This window comes from Micromonospora sp. NPDC049049, assembly GCF_040649115.1.
GTDB lineage: Bacteria > Actinomycetota > Actinomycetes > Mycobacteriales > Micromonosporaceae > Micromonospora.
On sequence record NZ_JBEZEX010000050.1, the window covers coordinates 14,625 to 32,042 of the forward strand.

General features: G+C 70.4%; 17 protein-coding genes and 1 tRNA gene. 4 read left to right on the plus strand and 14 right to left on the minus strand.

Annotation, left to right across the window (positions count from 1 at the left end; genetic code table 11):
- Positions 1 to 42: 42 nt before the first annotated feature.
- The 5 genes from AB0B68_RS30780 to AB0B68_RS30800 all read right to left on the minus strand — a co-directional run bounded on the left by AB0B68_RS30780 (position 43) and on the right by AB0B68_RS30800 (position 4,285).
- Entirely contained in the window at positions 43 to 429 is a 387-nt protein-coding gene (locus AB0B68_RS30780; protein ID WP_357199950.1) for a GntR family transcriptional regulator, read from the minus strand.
- Entirely contained in the window at positions 429 to 1,355 is a 927-nt protein-coding gene (locus tag AB0B68_RS30785) for a YhjD/YihY/BrkB family envelope integrity protein (RefSeq protein ID WP_357199947.1), read from the minus strand. Before AB0B68_RS30785 ends, AB0B68_RS30780 begins: the two co-directional genes overlap by 1 nt.
- Before the next feature lie 106 nt (positions 1,356 to 1,461).
- A complete protein-coding gene (locus AB0B68_RS30790) occupies positions 1,462 to 2,031 on the minus strand; it encodes a 2'-5' RNA ligase family protein (protein ID WP_357264431.1) in 570 nt (189 codons plus the stop codon).
- A 25-nt stretch (positions 2,032 to 2,056) separates the two neighbouring features.
- On the minus strand, positions 2,057 to 3,082 hold the full coding sequence (trpS, locus tag AB0B68_RS30795; protein ID WP_357199942.1) for a tryptophan--tRNA ligase: 1,026 nt from the start codon (positions 3,080 to 3,082) through the stop codon (positions 2,057 to 2,059).
- Positions 3,083 to 3,115: 33 nt separating this feature from the next.
- Positions 3,116 to 4,285 carry a hemolysin family protein gene (locus AB0B68_RS30800; protein ID WP_357199939.1) on the minus strand — a complete coding sequence of 390 codons (1,170 nt, stop codon included), beginning with the start codon at positions 4,283 to 4,285 and terminating at the stop codon, positions 3,116 to 3,118.
- A gap of 195 nt (positions 4,286 to 4,480) precedes the next feature.
- Between AB0B68_RS30800 and galE the strand changes: the two genes are divergently transcribed.
- Both galE and galK read left to right on the plus strand, forming a co-directional pair.
- The gene (galE, locus tag AB0B68_RS30805; RefSeq protein ID WP_357264434.1) at positions 4,481 to 5,464 is read left to right on the plus strand and encodes a UDP-glucose 4-epimerase GalE; all 984 of its coding nucleotides are present in this window, start codon (positions 4,481 to 4,483) and stop codon (positions 5,462 to 5,464) included.
- Entirely contained in the window at positions 5,461 to 6,630 is a 1,170-nt protein-coding gene (gene galK / locus AB0B68_RS30810) for a galactokinase (protein WP_357199934.1), read from the plus strand. The genes galE and galK overlap by 4 nt, the downstream gene beginning before the upstream one ends.
- Before the next feature lie 185 nt (positions 6,631 to 6,815).
- On the opposite strand, the gene AB0B68_RS30815 is transcribed toward galK, so the two are convergent.
- The 8 genes from AB0B68_RS30815 to AB0B68_RS30850 all read right to left on the minus strand — a co-directional run bounded on the left by AB0B68_RS30815 (position 6,816) and on the right by AB0B68_RS30850 (position 14,558).
- Positions 6,816 to 8,069 (minus strand): GTP-binding protein, encoded by a 1,254-nt coding sequence (locus AB0B68_RS30815; RefSeq protein ID WP_355010213.1) that lies wholly within the window; start codon positions 8,067 to 8,069, stop codon positions 6,816 to 6,818.
- Between the two features lie 74 nt (positions 8,070 to 8,143).
- Positions 8,144 to 9,055, minus strand: coding sequence for a sulfate adenylyltransferase subunit CysD (gene cysD / locus AB0B68_RS30820; protein WP_124862940.1), 912 nt, complete (start codon positions 9,053 to 9,055; stop codon positions 8,144 to 8,146).
- 75 nt (positions 9,056 to 9,130) lie between these two features.
- Complete coding sequence (locus AB0B68_RS30825; protein WP_357199928.1) at positions 9,131 to 9,961, minus strand: 3'(2'),5'-bisphosphate nucleotidase CysQ; 831 nt, start codon at positions 9,959 to 9,961, stop codon at positions 9,131 to 9,133.
- Positions 9,962 to 10,093: 132 nt separating this feature from the next.
- Positions 10,094 to 10,684 carry an aminoacyl-tRNA hydrolase gene (pth, locus tag AB0B68_RS30830; RefSeq protein ID WP_357199925.1) on the minus strand — a complete coding sequence of 197 codons (591 nt, stop codon included), beginning with the start codon at positions 10,682 to 10,684 and terminating at the stop codon, positions 10,094 to 10,096.
- A gap of 94 nt (positions 10,685 to 10,778) precedes the next feature.
- Positions 10,779 to 11,474: a 50S ribosomal protein L25/general stress protein Ctc gene (locus AB0B68_RS30835; RefSeq protein ID WP_357264437.1), complete on the minus strand. Its 696-nt coding sequence runs from the start codon at positions 11,472 to 11,474 to the stop codon at positions 10,779 to 10,781.
- Between the two features lie 331 nt (positions 11,475 to 11,805).
- Positions 11,806 to 12,786, minus strand: coding sequence for a ribose-phosphate diphosphokinase (locus tag AB0B68_RS30840; RefSeq protein ID WP_030329105.1), 981 nt, complete (start codon positions 12,784 to 12,786; stop codon positions 11,806 to 11,808).
- Positions 12,787 to 12,844: 58 nt separating this feature from the next.
- Entirely contained in the window at positions 12,845 to 14,377 is a 1,533-nt protein-coding gene (gene glmU / locus AB0B68_RS30845) for a bifunctional UDP-N-acetylglucosamine diphosphorylase/glucosamine-1-phosphate N-acetyltransferase GlmU (protein ID WP_357199919.1), read from the minus strand.
- 109 nt (positions 14,378 to 14,486) lie between these two features.
- Positions 14,487 to 14,558: transfer RNA gene (locus AB0B68_RS30850), tRNA-Gln, on the minus strand.
- A gap of 314 nt (positions 14,559 to 14,872) precedes the next feature.
- On the opposite strand from AB0B68_RS30850, the gene AB0B68_RS30855 reads away from it, so the two are divergent.
- Positions 14,873 to 15,838 (plus strand): acyl-CoA desaturase, encoded by a 966-nt coding sequence (locus AB0B68_RS30855; RefSeq protein WP_357264440.1) that lies wholly within the window; start codon positions 14,873 to 14,875, stop codon positions 15,836 to 15,838.
- 223 nt (positions 15,839 to 16,061) lie between these two features.
- Entirely contained in the window at positions 16,062 to 16,760 is a 699-nt protein-coding gene (locus tag AB0B68_RS30860) for a TetR/AcrR family transcriptional regulator (RefSeq protein ID WP_357199915.1), read from the plus strand.
- Between the two features lie 6 nt (positions 16,761 to 16,766).
- On the opposite strand, the gene AB0B68_RS30865 is transcribed toward AB0B68_RS30860, so the two are convergent.
- On the minus strand, positions 16,767 to 17,243 hold the full coding sequence (locus AB0B68_RS30865; protein ID WP_357199912.1) for a DUF4383 domain-containing protein: 477 nt from the start codon (positions 17,241 to 17,243) through the stop codon (positions 16,767 to 16,769).
- Between the last annotated feature and the right edge of the window lie 175 nt (positions 17,244 to 17,418).

Below are 17,418 nucleotides of genomic sequence, written 5' to 3' on the forward strand. Positions count from 1 at the left end.
TCTGCTCAGTTATCGCCCGTCCGACTGTCGATCGGCGGCCGGTCAGCCGGGGCGGACCGCGTCCAGGGCGGCGCGGACCAAAGCGAGCGCGGTGGCCGGTGGCACGCCGAGCCGGGCCGCCTCCGCCGCGTAACCGGCCGCCGCCCGCTGCAACCGGTCGACGGCGTCGTCCCGACCGGGGGCGACGAAGGTGCCGTTGCGCCCCCGGGTCTCCAGCAGCCCGGCCGCCTCCAGCTCCCGGTAGGCGCGGGCCACCGTGTTCGCGGCCAACCGCAGGTCGGCCGCGAGCTGCCGGACGGTGGGCAGGCGGCTGCCCACCGGCAACCTGCCGTCGCCGATCAGCTCGGCGAGCTGCACACGCACCTGCTCGTACGGGGGCACCGACGAGTCCGCGTCGACCGAGATCAGCACCTGCGCGCCTTCCGTCATCAGCCCGCACCGCCCGGCGTACCGGGGTCGATGCCCTCGTCGACATCCTTCGGCGGGGCGGGGGTCTCCGCCAGGTCCACCACTCGGCCGGTGGTGCTGGTCGCCAGGAGCGCCGCGCCGAACAGCACCAACTGGTTGAGCAGGTAGAGGTACAGCAGCAGGCCGACGGCGCCGGCCACCACGGTGTACGCCGGGTTCCGCTCGGTCCGCACCACGTAGTACCGGCCGACGGTGTTCAGCAGCGTGATGCCGACAGCGACGAGCAACACCACCGGGCGCAGCCGGGACCGGCTCATCCGCAGCCGGGGCACGGCGAGCAGCAACGCGGTGGCGAGCACTGTGTTGACCAGCACGCTGAGCACCGCGCTGATGGTGGTCAGACCCACCGAGCCGGTGCTGCGCAGCAGAAAACGCAGCAGCGACTCCAGCGCGTCCACCGCCGCGACCGAGACGCCGAGCAGCACGAAGACGCCGATCATCACGCCCAGGTCGACGAGCCGCCGTACCACCAGATTGCCCGGCTGCTGGTTGAGCTGGTACATCAGCCGCTGCGAGGACCGGATGGCCTCGACCCAACCGATCCCGGTGAAGACCAGGATGACCAGGCCGACCACACCGACGGTGCCGCTGGAGTTGGCGATCTGCCCGGCGTCCAGGAACGGCAGATTCTCCTTGAGGAAGTCGGCCGCCGCCGCGCTGACCTCGTCGTTGTCCTCCAGGATCGCGCCGAAGACGGAGAACGCGACCAGGGCGAGGGCGAACACGGCGAAAAAGCCGTAGTAGGCGATCGCGGCGGCCAACCGGCCAGCCAGCACCTCGCCGTACAGCACCCCGGCCCGCCACACGTGATCGAAGAGCCCCGACCGGTGGCGCGCGGCGCTCACCCAGCGGTCGATGCCCGTCTCGATCCGGCCGATCACGTTCACGCGGTCATCCTCGCCGATCTCCCACCGCTGTAGTGGCAACCGGCTCCCGATGCTCGCCGGCCGGCGCGTCGCTGCTCCAGGTGCTGACGGCTCGAATGCCGGCGTTTCAGGTGCCGAGGCAGAAGTCCCGACGCGGCTGCCACCTGGCCTGCCCGCTGTGCGAGAAGAGGGTGAACCCGTCGACCTCGAACATCGCGGAGAAGTCGGCCAGATCCTCGTACACCCGGTCCAGGGCCTCCGGTGCCACGTCCTGAGCCACTGTGACGTGCGGATGGTACGGGAAGCGGAGTTCGCGGTGCAGGCCCGGCGCTGCGGCGATGGCCGCGGCCAGCAACTCGCACTCGCTGATCCCGGCGGCCACCGCGACGAACACCACCTGGGTGACCGGACGGAACGTGCCGGTGCCCCGCAGGTGCAGGGTGAACGGCAGGTGCGCGGCGGCGACGGCGGCCAGGTGCCGCTCGACCGCCGGCAGGTTGGCCGTCCGGATCTCGGTGGGCCCAAGCAACGTCACGTGCGCGGGCACCGCCAGCGGATCACCGGCCTCGATCCGCCGCCGGGTGAGCAGGGCACCCCACGGCTCGGGGATGTCCACGGCGATGCCGATCTGGATGGTGTCGCCGGTCGGCGGCACCCCGCCACTGCGATCCACGCTTCGCGCCGCCCCTCCGAGCACCGAGCCGTCCACCTGTACCGCGGAGCTACTCGCCGCGCACGGGCGGGAAGAACCCGACCCGCTCGTACGCGGACCGCAGGGTCGCCGCGGCCACCGCGCGGGCCTTCTCCGCGCCGGCCGCGAGCAGCTTGTCCAACTGCGCCGGATCGTCGAGGTAGGCGCGGGTGCGCTCCTGGATCGGCCGGACGAAGTCCGTCACCACCTCGGCCAGCTCCTTCTTCAGATCGCCGTAGCCACGACCCGCGTAGGCGGCCACCAGCTCGTCGATGCTGCGGCCGCTGAGCGCCGAGTAGATGGTCAACAGGTTGGACACACCCGGCTTGGTCTCGGTGTCGAAGACGATTTCCCGACCGGTGTCAGTCACCGCCGAACGGATCTTTTTCGCGGACCGGGCCGGATCGTCGAGCAGGTCGATGATGCCGGCTGGCGAGGACGACGACTTCGACATCTTCGCGGTCGGGTCCTGCAGGTCGGTGATCTTGGCAGTGTCCTTGACGATGTGCGGCGCGGGCACCGTGAACGTCGCGCCGAACAGCGAGTTGAAGCGCTGGGCCAGATCCCGGGAGAGTTCCAGGTGCTGGCGCTGGTCCTCGCCGACCGGGACCGCGTTGGCCTGGTAGAGCAGGATGTCGGCGGCCTGGAGGACCGGATAGGTGAACAGCCCGACGCTGGCCCGCTCGTTGCCCTGCTTCTGCGACTTGTCCTTGAACTGGGTCATCCGGCTGGCCTCGCCGAAGCCGGTGATGCAGCCGAGCACCCAGGCCAGCTGCGGGTGCTCGGGCACCTGCGACTGGACGAACAGGGTGCTGCGTTCCGGGTCGAGCCCGACCGCGAAGAGCTGGGCCGCGGCCACCCGGGTCCGCTGGCGCAGCAGCGCCGGATCGTGCCCCGCCGTGATGGCGTGCAGGTCCACCACGCAGTAGAACGCGTCGTGGGTGTCCTGTAGCGCCACCCAGTGCCGCACCGCGCCGAGATAGTTGCCGAGGTGGAACGAGTCGGCTGTCGGCTGGATGCCGGAGAAGACGCGGGGCCGGGCGGGAACGTCGGACATGGCGATAATTCTGTCAGCAAGCAACCCGGTCCGTCATGACGGGCCGGCGGGTCGGCTCCGGCCCGCCGGTGCCGGGGTGCTGACCTCGCGTGGTTCGCCAGCGCCGACCCGGCGCGTCGGCCCGACCGTCACCCGGCGGTGCTGCCCCGTCACCGCCTCCCGAGCCGGCTCGGGGCCGCCCGCCGAGGCCGACGCGGCGTCGTACTCAAGGCGCTTGCCGGCGCCCTGCTCTCGGCGCTGGTCGGCGCTGCGGGCGGCGGAGACGGCGAGTTGGGCCACCCGGCGGCCGTCCAACGTGAGCACCCGCAGCAGCCAGCCGGCCGGCAGCTCGGCCGGATCGGGTGCGCCGACCTCGGCGGGCTCACCCGGCACCGGCACCTCGTCACCGGTCACCGGGAGCCGGCCCAGCGCGGCCATGACGAACCCGCCCACCGTCTCGTACGGTCCGGCGGGGAGGGCCACCCCGGTCCGCTCGGCGAAGTCAGCGAGGTTGAGGCGGCCATCCACCACGGCGGGCAGGCCGGCACGCTCCGGGTCCGGGGTGGCGTCGTACTCGTCGTGGATCTCGCCGAAGAACTCCTCGATGAGGTCCTCCAGCGTGACGATCCCGGCCGTGCCGCCGTACTCGTCGACCACCACAGCGAGGTGCTGGCCCTCCCGGCGCATCTCGGTCAGCGCGGCGAGCACCCGTTTGCTGTCCGGGAGTCGCTTCACCTCCCGGGCCAACTCCCCGACGGTGACGCACGGGTCGGCGTCCGGGCGCAGCAGTACGTCACGGAGGTGCACGAAGCCGACCACGTCGTCGTGCGTGCCGTCGGTGACCGGGTAACGGGTGTGGGTTTCGGCGCGGACCAGTCGGGCGGCTTCGACGATTGTCATCCGTGCCGGGAGGAAGACCACCTCGGTGCGCGGCATCATCACCTCGCGGATCAGACTGGCACCGGCCACCAGGACCTCGTCGATGATCCGTCGCTCGTCCGGGTCGAGCACCGTGTTCGCCGCGACAAGGTCCCGCAGATCGGCCTCGGAGATGTGTTCCCGACCGGCCGTCGGACCGGTCCCGAGCAGGTCGGTGACGAGTCGGGTGGCGCCATCCGCGGCGCGAACCAGCACCCGGGCGACGCCCCGGGCGAGCGGGCCAGGGGCGCGGCGGGGGTGTGCCCGCGCGTTTCGCCGGAGCCCGGTACGGGCCGCTTCCCGCATGACAGAGATGGTAGACACCGTGGGCCCACCGCACCGGGGATCGCGCGGAGCGGCGGAGAGATGTTCGGCTCTGTTTAATCATGAGAGATTATGATGGAATGGGGTTGGCGGTGGCGACGGCGAGAGCGCCGGCCACCGCCCTAGTGTGATCACCGAAGGGCCACGTCCCGGGCGGGCCAGGCAGGAGGCAACGACGTGAAACTGCTCGTCACCGGGGGCGCCGGCTTCATCGGGAGCGTGGTGACCCGGATGCTGCTCGACGCGGGTCACCAGGTGGTCATCCTGGACGATCTGCGTACCGGCCACCGCGAGGCCCTCGCCCCGGACGCCACCCACGTGGAGGCGTCCATCCACGACGCTGCACAGGTCATCACCGCGGACGCCGGCTTCGACGGGGTGCTGCACTTCGCCGCCCTGATCGCCGCCGGCGAGTCGATGGTCAAGCCGGAGCTGTACTGGCAGAACAACACCATCGGCACGCTCGCCCTGATCGACGCGGTCCGGGCCGCCGGGGTGCCCCGGATGGTCTTCTCCTCCACCGCCGCCGTCTACGGCAACCCCACCGAGCTGCCCATCACCGAAAACGCGGTCAAGGCACCCACCAACACGTACGGCGCCACCAAACTCGCCGCCGACATGGCACTCACCTCCGAGGCGATCGCGCACGGGCTGGCCGCCGTGTCGCTGCGCTACTTCAACGTGGCCGGCGCCCACCTCGACGGCGACATCACCCTCGGCGAGCGACACGACCCGGAGACGCACCTGATCCCGATCGCACTGGACGTCGCCGCCGGCCGGCGGGACAAGCTCCAGCTCTTCGGTGACGACTACCCCACAGTGGACGGCACCTGCGTCCGCGACTACATCCACGTTGCCGACCTGGCCCGCGCGCATCTGCTGGCGCTGGACGCGGCCACCGGCGGTCAGCACCGGATCTACAACCTGGGCAACGGCAACGGCTTCACCAACCGCCAGGTCGTCGACGTGGTGCGTGAAATCACCGGGCACCAACTGCCCGTCGAGGTCGCGCCGCGCCGCGAGGGCGACCCGGCCGAGTTGGTCGCATCCTCCGCACTGGCCCGCGACGAGCTGGGCTGGGTGCCGCAGAAGCCGACCCTGCACGACATGGTCGGGGATGCCTGGGCGTTCTACCGCACGCACATCCTGGGCCAGTCATGACCCACCCGAGCAGTGATGTCGCCGAGCGGGCCGCGGCCGGCTTCTCCGCGCAGTTCGGTGCCCAGGCCACCGGCCGCTGGGCCGCCCCTGGGCGGGTCAACCTGATCGGTGAGCACACCGACTACAACGAAGGCTTCGTGCTGCCCTTCGCCCTGCCGATGCGCACGGTCGTCGCCGCCGACCGGCAGGACGGCGAGCACTGGACGGTCTGGTCCGAACTCTCCGGCGAGTCGATCACCTTCGGCGCGGAGGACGTCGCCGAGCCGGGTCGCGTCTCCGGCTGGGGCGCGTACGTCGCGGGTGTGGTCTGGGCGCTACGCGAGGCCGGTCACCCGGTGCCCGGCGCCCGGCTGGCGATCGCCTCCGACGTGCCGCTGGGCGCCGGGCTCTCCTCCTCGGCCGCGCTGGAGTCCGCAGTGCTGGCCGCCCTGCTCGACCTCGGCGAGCTGGAGCTCGCCCCGGAACTGCAACCCCGGCTGGCGCAACGGGCGGAGAACGTCTACGTGGGCGCGCCGACCGGCATCATGGACCAGTCCGCGGCGATCCGCTGCCGCGCCGGGCACGCCCTCTTCCTGGACTGTCGGGACGAGTCGGTCGAGCACATCCCGTTCGACCTCGACGCCGACGGGCTGGCTGTGCTGGTCATCGACAGCCGTGCGCCGCACCGCCACGCCGACGGGGAGTACGCGGCCCGCCGTCGCTCCTGCGAGGCCGGGGCTAACGCGCTCGGTGTCACAGCGCTGCGGGACGTGAGCATCGACCAGCTCGACGCCGCGCTGGCACGGCTCGACGACGAGGAGACCCGGCGACGGGTCCGGCACGTGGTGACCGAGGACCAGCGCGTACTGGACACGGTGGCGTTGCTCCGCGCTGCCCGGGTCCGCGACATCGGCCCGCTGCTGACCGCCTCCCACGTCTCGATGCGCGACGACTTCGAAATCACCGTCCCGGAGATCGACACCGCGGTCGAGGCAGCGTTGGCAGCCGGCGCGCTGGGTGCCCGGATGACCGGCGGCGGCTTCGGCGGCTGCGTACTCGCGCTGATCGAGGCAGACAGTGCCGACGCGGTAGCCGCTGCCGTGTCCGACGCGTACGCGCAACGAGGTTTCACCGCCCCCGGCACCGTGACGGTCCTCCCCTCCCCCGGCGCCACCCGCCTGCCCTAACCCCACCCCACCCACCCCACCCACCCCCACCCCACCCCACCCGGGGCCGGCGGTGATCAAGAGGTTTGCGTCAATTCGAGCCCGGATCCTGACGCGAACCTCTTGATCACCCGCCTCAGGCGGGGCGGGGTGCGCGGGGGGCGGGGGCGCGGGGCGGGCGGCGGCGGTTGCGGCGCGGGTTGGGATTAGCTCGCTTCGACGATCATGGCGGCGCCTACCGTGCGGTTGGTCGCCTCGTCGATGATGACGAAGCCGCCGGTGGTGCGGTTACGGCGGTACTCGTCGGCCAGCAGCGGCACCGTCGTGCGCAGTCGCACCCGACCGATCTCGTTGAGCCGCAGTTCGTCGGCGGACTCGTCGCGGTGCAGGGAGTTGATGTCCAGCCGGTAGTGCAACCCGCGCACGATTGCCCGCGCCGACCGGGTGGTGTGCTTGATCGCGTACCGGCCACCGACCCGTAGCGGGGCAGTCTCGTCCATCCAGCAGACCATCGCCTCGATGTCCTGGGCCACCGCCGGCGCGTTGTTCGGCCGGCAGATCAGGTCACCCCGCGAGATGTCGATCTCGTCGGCCAGTCGTACCGTCACCGACATCGGCGGGAACGCCTCCGCGACCGGCCCGTCGGCGGTCTCCACGGCGGCGATCCGGCTGGTGAAGCCGGAGGGCAGCACCATCACCTCGTCGCCCGGCTTCAGCACGCCGGAGGCGACCTGGCCGGCGTAGCCGCGGTAGTCGGTGACAGTGGTGGACTGCGGGCGGATCACGTACTGCACCGGGAACCGGACGTCGACCAGGTTGCGGTCGCTGGCGATGTGCACCCGCTCCAGGTGGTGCAGCAGCGACGGGCCCTCGTACCAGGGCATGTTGTCCGACCGGGTGACGATGTTGTCGCCGCGCAACGCGGAGACCGGCACCACTGTCAGGTCCGGTACGTCGAGCTTCGCCGCGAAGGCGGTGAACTCGTCGGCGATCCGCTCGTAGACCTCCTGCGACCAGTCGACGAGGTCCATCTTGTTGACACAGAGGACCAGGTGCGGCACCCGCAGCAGCGAGCAGAGGAACGCGTGCCGGCGGGACTGCTCGACGAGGCCCTTACGCGCGTCCACCAGGATCAACGCCAGGTCCGCCGTCGAAGCGCCGGTGACCATGTTGCGGGTGTACTGGATGTGGCCCGGGGTGTCGGCGATGATGAACTTGCGCCGGGGGGTGGCGAAGTACCGGTACGCCACGTCGATGGTGATGCCCTGCTCCCGCTCGGCACGCAGACCGTCGGTGAGCAACGCCAGGTTGGTGTATTCGTCACCGCGGGCCGCGCTGACCGCCTCCACGGCGGCCAACTGGTCGGTGAAGAGCGACTTGGTGTCGTAGAGCAGCCGCCCGATCAGGGTCGACTTCCCGTCGTCCACGCTGCCGGCGGTGGCGAACCGCAGCAGGTCCATCGGCCGGGCCTCCGGCCCGGCGCCGGCAACAGCCCGCGCGTCCGCGCTCGCGGCGGCCACGATCTCGGTACTCATCAGAAGTAGCCCTCCCGCTTGCGGTCCTCCATGGCGGCCTCGCTGACCCGGTCGTCACCACGGGTGGCGCCGCGCTCGGTGATCCGGGTGGCCGCCACCTCCTCGATGACCTTCTCCACGGTGTCCGCGTCGGAGCGGACCGCGGCGGTGCAGGAGGCGTCGCCGACGGTGCGGTAGCGCACCTGTGCCTTGAACCGCTCCTCACCCGCGCGGGGGCGGAAGAACTCGTTGACGGCGTAGAACATGCCGTCCCGTTCGATCACCTCGCGCTCGTGCGCGTAGTAGATCGACGGCAGCGGGATGCGTTCCCGGGCGATGTAGTGCCACACGTCCAGCTCGGTCCAGTTGGACAGCGGGAAGACCCGGATCGACTCGCCCGGGTGGTGCCGGCCGTTGTACAGCGACCACAGCTCCGGCCGCTGGTTCTTCGGGTCCCACTGACCGAACTCGTCGCGGAAGCTGAACACCCGCTCCTTCGCCCGGGCCTTCTCCTCGTCCCGGCGGGCGCCACCGAACAGCGCGTCGAAGCGGTGCTTCTCCACCGCGTCCAGCAGCACCGGTGTCTGGATCCGGTTGCGCATGCCGTCACCGGACTCCCGGACCATGCCGCTGGCCAGGGCCTCCGGCACGCTCGCCACCACGAGTTGCAACCCCAGCTCGGCGACCCGTTGGTCGCGGTATTCCAGGACCTCGGGGAAGTTGTGCCCGGTGTCGACGTGCATCACCGGGAAGGGGATGTTGGCGGGGGCGAACGCCTTCTGCGCGAGCCGCAGCATGACGATCGAGTCCTTGCCACCGGAGAAGAGCATCACCGGGCGTTCCATCTCGGCGACCACCTCGCGCATCACGAAGATGCTCTCCGCTTCCAAGGCGTCCAGGTGGGAGACCTGGTACGCCGCGGGGGTGGTCATGACACCGGCTCGATTCGCTCGCTCATCCGATTTCCAGACCTTTCCGGTCGGACATGTCAAGAAAGTGCGCTCAGGCTACCCGGAATGTTTCTGCAGCGCTGCAAGCAACCGGGTGGCGAGATCCTTGCGGCAGACCAGGAGGTCGGGCAGCCGCGGATCCGCCTCGTTGTATTTCAGCGCAGAACCGTCGATCCGGGAAGCGTGCAGTCCGGTGGCCGTCGCCACAGCGATCGGGGCCGCCGAGTCCCACTCGTACTGCCCACCTGCGTGGATGTACGCGTCCACCTCGCCGGTGACCACTGCGGCGATTTTCGCGCCGGCCGAGCCCATCGGCACCAGGTGCGCCCCGACGTCCTCGGCCAGATCGGTCAGGAAGACCGGCGGACGGCTCCGGCTCGCGGCCAGGCGGATCTTCCGCTCGCCGGCCGTCGCCGCCTCCACGGTCATCGGCGGGTACGCCGGCGGGTAGTCGGTGCCCAGCACCCGGTGCTGCGCCGGCAACCCCACCGCCCCGGCGACGAGCCCGTGCGGGCTCGGCGCGTTGCGCGCCCAGAGCGCCACGTGCACCGCCCAGTCCGAGCGGCCCTCCTCGGAGAACTCCCGGGTGCCGTCCAACGGGTCGATGATCCACACCCGGTCCGCGTTCAGCCGGGACACCGCTCCGGTGTTCACCTCCGCGGCCCAGGCCAACCGCGACCCCTCGTCCTCCTCGGAGAGCACCGCGTCACCCGGACGCCACTTCGCCAACTCCGTGCGGATCAGGTCGTGCGACACCTTGTCCCCGGCCGACTTCAGCGCACCGCCGTCGGCGAAACCCATCTCCGTGCGCAGGTCGAGCAGCGCCTGCCCGGCCCGGGACGCCAACCATCGGGCGAACGCGCCATCGATCATCGGAGGACTGCTCATCTGTCCGCTCCCGTCGCCTCGCCGCGCTGCCCGCACGGGCCGATCCGCCGCGACTCGCGTCGCCGGTCGCGGCACGCTGAAAGGCGCAGACTACCGGCCCGCCGTTTCCGATTCGGGTACGCCCCGCCCGGCTCAGCCGCCGTGGTAGAGGTTCTGGGTCGGCTCCACGCCCTTGACGATCACCGACTCCACCACGTCGGCGGCCCGGTCCACCAGGAAATCCAACTCCTTGCGCTCGGCCGCGCCAAAATCCGACAGCACGTAATCCGCCGGATCCTGCCGCCCCGGCGGTCGGCCGACGCCGAACCGCACCCGGGCGTAGTCCTTGGTCCCCAACGACTTCGACATCGAGCGCAGGCCGTTGTGCCCGCCCTCGCCGCCGCCGAACTTGACCCGCACCTGACCGAAGTCGATGTCCAGCTCGTCATGCACCGCGATCACCTGCGCGGGCGGCACCTTGTAGAACTGGGCCAGGGCAGCGACCGGCCCGCCGGACAGGTTCATGTACGTCAGTGGCTTGACCAGCACCAGCTTCGGCCCACCGAACCCCAGCCGCGCCTCGGCCACCTCGGCCACCGCCCGCTTGTGCCGGCCGAAACGCGCACCCACCCGCCCGGCCAGCAGTTCCGCCACCATGAACCCGACGTTGTGCCGGTTGCCGGCGTACTCCCGGCCCGGGTTGCCCAGGCCGACCACCAGCCACGGCCCCGCCTCGTCTGTCACGACCCGTCCTCTCCGACGCCCAACGCAGCGACTCCCGATATGCCGACAGGCGCCCCCGAACATCCGGGGACGCCTGTCGCACAGTACGAACCGATCAGGCCTCGGTGCGCGCCTCGGTCGTCTCGGCGCCCTCGGCCGGGGCCTCGTCCGCGCCCTCGGAGCCCTCGGTGGTCTCGCCGACCTCGGCCTCGGCCTCGTCGGTGGCAACCTCGACGTCGGGCAGCGTCGCCTCGAGCTGCTCGGCGGTCGGGGCGGCGGTCACCGACGCGACGGTCAGATCCGAGTCGGCGGCCAGCTCGACGCCGGCCGGCAGCGTGACATCGCCGGCGGTCACCTGGGTGCCCGCCTCCATGCCCTCGATCGACGCCTCGAGGTGGTCCGGAACCTTGGTGGCGTCCGCGGTCACCGACAGGGTGTCGTGGTCGTGCACGATCAGGGTGTCCCGGGCGGCCTCGCCGGTCAGCTGGACCGGGACCTCGACGGTGACCTTCTCGCCCCGACGGACCAGGATCAGGTCGACGTGATCGAAGGTGTCGCGGATCGGGTCACGCTGGATCGCCTTCGGCAGCGCCAGCACCTGGGTGCCGTCGGTGATGTCGATCGCGAAGAGCTGGTTGGCACCGCCCTTGCGGATCGCGGCGGCGAACTCCCGCGACGGCAGCGCGATGTGCTTCGGCTTCTCGCCGTGGCCGTACAGCACGGCGGGCACCTTGCCGGCCCGGCGGGTACGGCGGGCACCACCCTTGCCGAACTCGGTACGGGGCTCGGCGCTGATCTTTACCTCGGACACGGGGAAACTCCTGATGCTTTTCGCTGCGGCGGCTTGTCGTCTAACGGTGCTGGGCGAGGGGCTCGCTGGGGCTCATGCGTCATGAACGACTGCCCGGAGCACCGCGTCGATGACGGTGCCTCCGTGCGGCGCTTTTCAGCGGCCCGCCGGGCACCCTCGCCGTGGCAACCGCACCAGTCTACCCGAGCTGTTTCCAGGGTTTCCGGCAGTCCCCGATCACGGCTCAAGACCGGCGCGTCGGTGGCGTTCCCACCAGCGTGCCGGCCCCGTTTCCACCAGTTTGACAGCCCCGCCCCCCACCGGCACGCCGAGTGGGGGGCGGGGCTCAGGCTCAGCTCAGGCCACCGAAGAGGGTGGTCACCGAACCGTCGTCGAAGACCTCGCGGATCGCCCGCGCCAGCAGCGGCGCGATCGACAGCACGGTGAGCTTGTCCAGTTGCTTCTCCGGCGGGAGCGGCAGGGTGTTCGTCACCACGATCTCGCTGATCGAGCTGTTCTTGAGCCGCTCGGTGGCCGGGTCGGACAGCAGCGCGTGGGTGGACGCGACAACGATCTCCGCCGCGCCCGACTCCTTGAGGATGTCCGCGGCCTTGGCGATGGTGCCACCGGTGTCGATCATGTCGTCGACGATCAGGCAGACCCGGCCTTCCACCTCGCCGACGACCCGGTTCGCCACGACCTGGTTCGGCTTCATCGGGTCACGGGTCTTGTGGATGAACGCCAGCGGGCACCCGCCCAACCGGTCGGTCCACCGCTCGGCCACCCGCACCCGCCCCGAATCCGGTGCCACCACCGTCATCGGCCGTCCGGCGTACTTGTGCTCCACGTACTCGGCGAGGATGTCCATCGCGAAGAGGTGGTCCACCGGGCCGTCGAAGAAGCCCTGGATCTGCGCGGTGTGCAGGTCGACGGTGAGGATGCGGTTCGCGCCGGCGGTCTTCAGCAGGTCCGCCACCAGGCGGGCCGAGATCGGTTCCCGACCACGGTGCTTCTTGTCCTGGCGGGCGTACGGGTAGAACGGCAGCACCACGGTGATCCGCTTGGCCGACCCCCGCTTCAGCGCGTCCACCATGATCAGGGTCTCCATGACCCAGGTGTTCACCCCGTGCGTGACGGACTGGACCACGAAGGCGTCCGAACCACGTACCGAGTCCTTGAACCGTACGAAGATCTCGCCGTTGGCGAACTCGTACGCGTCGGCGGGCGTCGGCGCGACGCCGAGCACCTCGCCGATCTCCTTGGCCAACTCCGGAAAGCCACGTCCGGAAAAGAGCATCAGGCTTTTGCGGTTTTCGGCGACGATGCTGCCCATGGGCCCGTCTGCTCCCGTTATGTCGGCGGTACCCGACCCGGTGGTGGTGGGTCGGGGACTATTCGGTTGCAGTATCTCCCGCGCCGGATGCGCCGCCCACCGTCTCGGTCGCCCCGTGGATTGCCTCACTGTGGCTTGCAACACCAGTCGTACCGGCCGCACCCTTCGCGTCGCGGGCCCGCTGCGCCGCCTCCGCCGCGGCAGTGCCGGCGCGTCGCTTGACGACCCAGCCCTCGATGTTGCGCTGGCGCGCCCGGGCGACGCCCATCGCCCCGGCCGGCACGTCGTCGACGATCACCGAACCAGCCGCCGTGTACGCCCCGTCGCCCACCTCGACCGGCGCCACGAACATGTTGTCCGCACCGGTCCGCGCGTGGCTGCCGATGACCGTGCGGTGCTTGTTGACCCCGTCGTAGTTCACGAAGACGGACGCGGCGCCGATGTTGGTCTGCTCGCCGATCGTCGCGTCGCCGACGTACGTCAGGTGCGGCACCTTCGCGCCAGCGCCGATCTGCGAGTTCTTCACCTCGACGAACGTGCCGATCTTCGCCTTCTCGGCCAGCTGGGCGGCCGGCCGCAGGTACGCGTACGGCCCGACGGTCGCGCCCGCGCCCACCTCGGCGCCGACGGCGTGGCTGCGGATCACCGACGCGGCGGGGCCGACGATCGTGTCGATCAGGGTGACGTCCGGCCCGATCAGCGCGCCCGCGCCGATCACCGTGCCGCCGCGCAACTGGGTGTTCTGGTCGATCACCGCGTCCCGGTCCAGCGCGACCGTCACGTCGATCCAGGTGGTGGCGGGGTCGAGCAGGCTCACCCCGGTGCGCATCCACGCCTCGTTGATCCGGTCGCGCAGCAGCCGCCGCAGCGTGGCCAGCTCCACCCGGTCGTTGCAGCCCAACGTCTCGACGTGGTCCACGGCGACGTGCACCGCCACCGGCTCGCCGGCGGAACGGAGCAGACCGAAGACGTCGGTCAGGTACTCCTCGCCCTGGTCATTGTCGGTGGAGAGCTTGCCCAGCGCCTCGCGCAGCCGCACCGCGTCGAACGCGTAGATGCCGGCGTTGATCTCCCGGATCGCGCGCTGCGTCGGGTCGGCGTCGCGCTCCTCGACGATCTGCTCCAGGCGCCCGTCGGCGTCCCTGACGATCCGCCCGAGGCCGGTCGGGTCGGGCACCTCGGCGGCCAGCACCGTGGCCGCCGCGGCGGCCTCCTCGTGCGCGGTCACCAGCGCGCCCACCGTCTCCGGCCGCAGCAGGGGCACGTCACCGTTGATCACCACGACGGTGCCGGCACCTTCCGGTACGGCCTCCAGCGCGATCCGTACGGCATGCCCGGTGCCGAGCTGCTCGGCCTGGAGCACCGGAGTGGCGTCCGGGGCGATCTCGGACAGGTGCGCCCGCACCTGGTCGGCGCCGTGCCCCACCACGACGACGGTGCGGTCAGCGCCCAACGGGGCGGCGGCGCTCAGCACGTGACCGAGGAGCGTCCGGCCGAGCAGGGGGTGCAGCACCTTGGGCAGTGTCGACTTCATCCGCTTGCCCTCACCGGCGGCAAGCACGACGACGGTACGGAGGTGGGGCTGGGGCACGACGTGGCTCCCGTCGGACGGCGGACACTCTCGCGGCCATGCTAGCCGCGAGGCCCGGCACGTTTCCCTCTTACCCCCACCGGGCCCCAAAACGGACGCAGGTGGGCAGCTCGGCCGCCAGGGTTCGAACCTGAAATACGGGTACCAAAGACCCGGGTGTTGCCAATTACACCACGGCCGATCACCGACGCGAGCACGTCGCACGAGGGATGGACACCTCGCCGCTACACCTTAGCGCCCCGGCCGTCGGGCGCCAGCGCTCATCCCACCGCACGGCGAGCGGTCGATGCCGTGAACGGTCCAGGGAGTGGTCGGCCCGCACCTCGGCCACCCTCGGACCGGGTTGGTCGGGTCTCCGCGACCGGACCGTTTGACCTGCGACTTCATACAGTTACGCGAAGGCGATTTCAAACTTCCAGATGCGATCTACGGTGCCGTAAGTTACGGTGACGTAGGCGTAACTTAGTGATCGCTACCATCCCCCTGCGAGGTCCCATGTCCACTGCTGTACTCGATCCCAACACCGCCGGAACCGGCCCCAAGCCGCTCACCGACGGCAGCCAGTCCCCCGGCATCCTGGCCGCCCTCTGGGCTTTCGTGGTGATCCCCTTCGTCGCTCTGCTGGTCGCCGTTCCGGTGGCGTGGGGCGGCTGGCTCGGCTGGACCGACGTGATCATCGGCCTCGTCTGGTACGTCGTCTCCGGGCTCGGCATCACCGTCGGCTTCCACCGCTACTTCACGCACGGCTCTTTCAAGGCCAAGCGGTGGCTGCGGGTGACTCTGGCGGTCGCGGGTTCGCTGGCGGTACAGGGCGAGATCATTCAGTGGGTCGCCGACCACCGGCGCCACCACGCGTTCTCCGACCTGGAGGGTGACCCGCACTCGCCGTGGCGCTTCGGCACCAGCTTCTGGGCGTTGACCCGGGGCCTGTTCCACGCACACGTGGGCTGGCTCTTCCGCCGGGAGCTGTCCAACCGCGCGCGTTTCGCACCGGACCTCATCGCCGACCGGGACATCAGCCGGGTCGACCGACTCTTCCCCGCGCTGGTGGCCATCTCGCTGCTCGGCCCGGCGCTGATCGGCGGCCTGGTGACCTGGTCCTGGCAGGGCGCGCTGACCGCGTTCTTCTGGGCCGGGCTGGTCCGGATCGGCCTCCTGCACCACGTCACCTGGGCGATCAATTCGGTGTGCCACGTCTACGGTGAGCGTCCGTTCGCGATGCGCCAGGGCGACCGCGCGTCGAACTTCTGGCCGCTGGCGATCCTGTCGTTCGGCGAGAGCTGGCACAACCTGCACCACGCCGACCCCACCAGCGCCCGGCACGGCGTGCTGCGCGGTCAGGTGGACATCTCCGCCCGGGTGATCTGGTTGTTCGAGAAGACCGGCGCGGCAACACAGGTGCGCTGGCCAAAGCCCGAGCGCCTCGCCGCCAAGCTGGTGAAGCCGGTCGCACCCCGCTGAAACCGGGCGGTGCCAGAGGATGCCGCCTGGCAGGATGGCCGGGTGACCGAGCCATGCGGGGGCACCAGGCGGCTCGGCCGGCGGGAGCCGAGCCCGATCCGGGTACGGTCGAACGGCGCGTCAGGGCGGTCGAACCGCCCGACAGTTAGGCGACGACGTGAACGGGCACAGCGGAGGAACCATTCCACGGCAGGGCGTCACCGAGCGCCAGCGAGGCGGCAACATGCCTGAGGTCAGCGACGAGCCGGCGGCAGCTGTCGGCGGCCGACGGACGACGCCGACGGCGGCACCGAAAGCCAAACCTCCCTCCCGGATCCGCATGTCGGCGGCCCAACGCCGGGAACAGTTGATCGCGACCGGCCGGCAACTCTTCGCGGAACGCGGTTTCGACGCCACATCCATCGAGGAGGTGGCGGCCCGCGCCAAGGTCTCCAAGCCGGTGGTGTACGAGCACTTCGGTGGCAAGGAAGGGCTCTACGCGGTGGTGGTGGACCGGGAGGTCCGGGCCCTACTCGACCGGATCACCACGGCGTTGACCGCCGGGCATCCGCGGGAGCTCCTGGAACAGGCGGCGCTCGCCCTGCTGACCTACATCGAGGAGGAGACCAGCGGTTTCCGGGTGCTGGTCCGCGAGTCGCCGCTGATGTCCGGCACGGCCACCTTCAGCAGCGTCATGAACGACGTGGCGCACCAGGTCGAGCACATCCTGGGCGCCGAGTACAAGAGCCGCGGGTACGACCCGAAGCTCGCCGAGTTGTACTCGCAGGCGCTTGTCGGCATGGTGGCGTTGACCGGTCGCTGGTGGTTGGAGGTGCGTAAGCCGCGCAAGGAGACGGTGGCGGCGCACCTCGTCAACCTGGCCTGGAACGGGTTGTCGCACCTGGAGGCCAAGCCGACGCTGATCACCGCGCGGCGCAACTGACCCCGATCAGCGGCGGTGCACGTCGGCCACCGGGTGCTTACGGTGCTCCAACTCCGCCTCGGCGGATTCCGGTGGGCCGACCTTGTCGTAGAGGCCGGTGCCGAGCAGGATCAGGCCGAACAGCATCGACACGATCACTGTCGACATCGAGAAGTTGAGAAAGTTCCCTCCGGTCTGCAGCACCGACATCATCAGGATGCTGGTCACCAGGAACACCACGCCCGCCGTGAGGTTCATGTAGTGGCCGAGGTTGGTACGCCGCGAGGCCCCGATGATCAGGACGACCCCGAAGATCACCGAGGCCAGCGAGAAGGCCAGGTTGGTCCGGAGCCCGAGGGCCCAGGTGCTGTTACGAGCGAAGAGCGGGTCCCCGATCGTCTCGGCGACGCCCCACACGCCGAAGACCAGGATGTAGACGCCGATCAGCCCGGAGAGGACCCGGTAGAGCGGCCGTGCCGGATGGTTGACCGGAAAATGCGGCATACCCAGACCCCCTGAAGTGACCGTTTCAGGGGAATTGTCGCCCAGGGTCCAGTCAACTGTCCGAGAAAGCCACAAAGCCGGAAGGGGTCCGCCGAAAGGCTGGACCAGGTCAGGTTTTCCGCCGGAGCCCGAGCTGCACAGGGATCAAGCCTGACCGCCCGGAGCAGCTCGGGCT

What these genes read in the sequence shown, in the direction of transcription:
- AB0B68_RS30780 (WP_357199950.1), bottom strand. Translation starts at nt 429, where the DNA reads ATGACGGAAGGCGCGCAGGTGCTGATCTCGGTCGACGCGGACTCGTCG.
- trpS (WP_357199942.1), bottom strand. Translation starts at nt 3,082, where the DNA reads ATGTCCGACGTTCCCGCCCGGCCCCGCGTCTTCTCCGGCATCCAGCCG.
- AB0B68_RS30800 (WP_357199939.1), bottom strand. Translation starts at nt 4,285, where the DNA reads ATGCGGGAAGCGGCCCGTACCGGGCTCCGGCGAAACGCGCGGGCACAC.
- galK (WP_357199934.1), top strand. Translation starts at nt 5,461, where the DNA reads ATGACCCACCCGAGCAGTGATGTCGCCGAGCGGGCCGCGGCCGGCTTC.
- AB0B68_RS30815 (WP_355010213.1), bottom strand. Translation starts at nt 8,069, where the DNA reads ATGGACCTGCTGCGGTTCGCCACCGCCGGCAGCGTGGACGACGGGAAG.
- cysD (WP_124862940.1), bottom strand. Translation starts at nt 9,055, where the DNA reads ATGACCACCCCCGCGGCGTACCAGGTCTCCCACCTGGACGCCTTGGAA.
- AB0B68_RS30825 (WP_357199928.1), bottom strand. Translation starts at nt 9,961, where the DNA reads ATGAGCAGTCCTCCGATGATCGATGGCGCGTTCGCCCGATGGTTGGCG.
- AB0B68_RS30840 (WP_030329105.1), bottom strand. Translation starts at nt 12,786, where the DNA reads ATGGGCAGCATCGTCGCCGAAAACCGCAAAAGCCTGATGCTCTTTTCC.
- AB0B68_RS30855 (WP_357264440.1), top strand. Translation starts at nt 14,873, where the DNA reads ATGTCCACTGCTGTACTCGATCCCAACACCGCCGGAACCGGCCCCAAG.
- AB0B68_RS30860 (WP_357199915.1), top strand. Translation starts at nt 16,062, where the DNA reads ATGCCTGAGGTCAGCGACGAGCCGGCGGCAGCTGTCGGCGGCCGACGG.
- AB0B68_RS30865 (WP_357199912.1), bottom strand. Translation starts at nt 17,243, where the DNA reads ATGCCGCATTTTCCGGTCAACCATCCGGCACGGCCGCTCTACCGGGTC.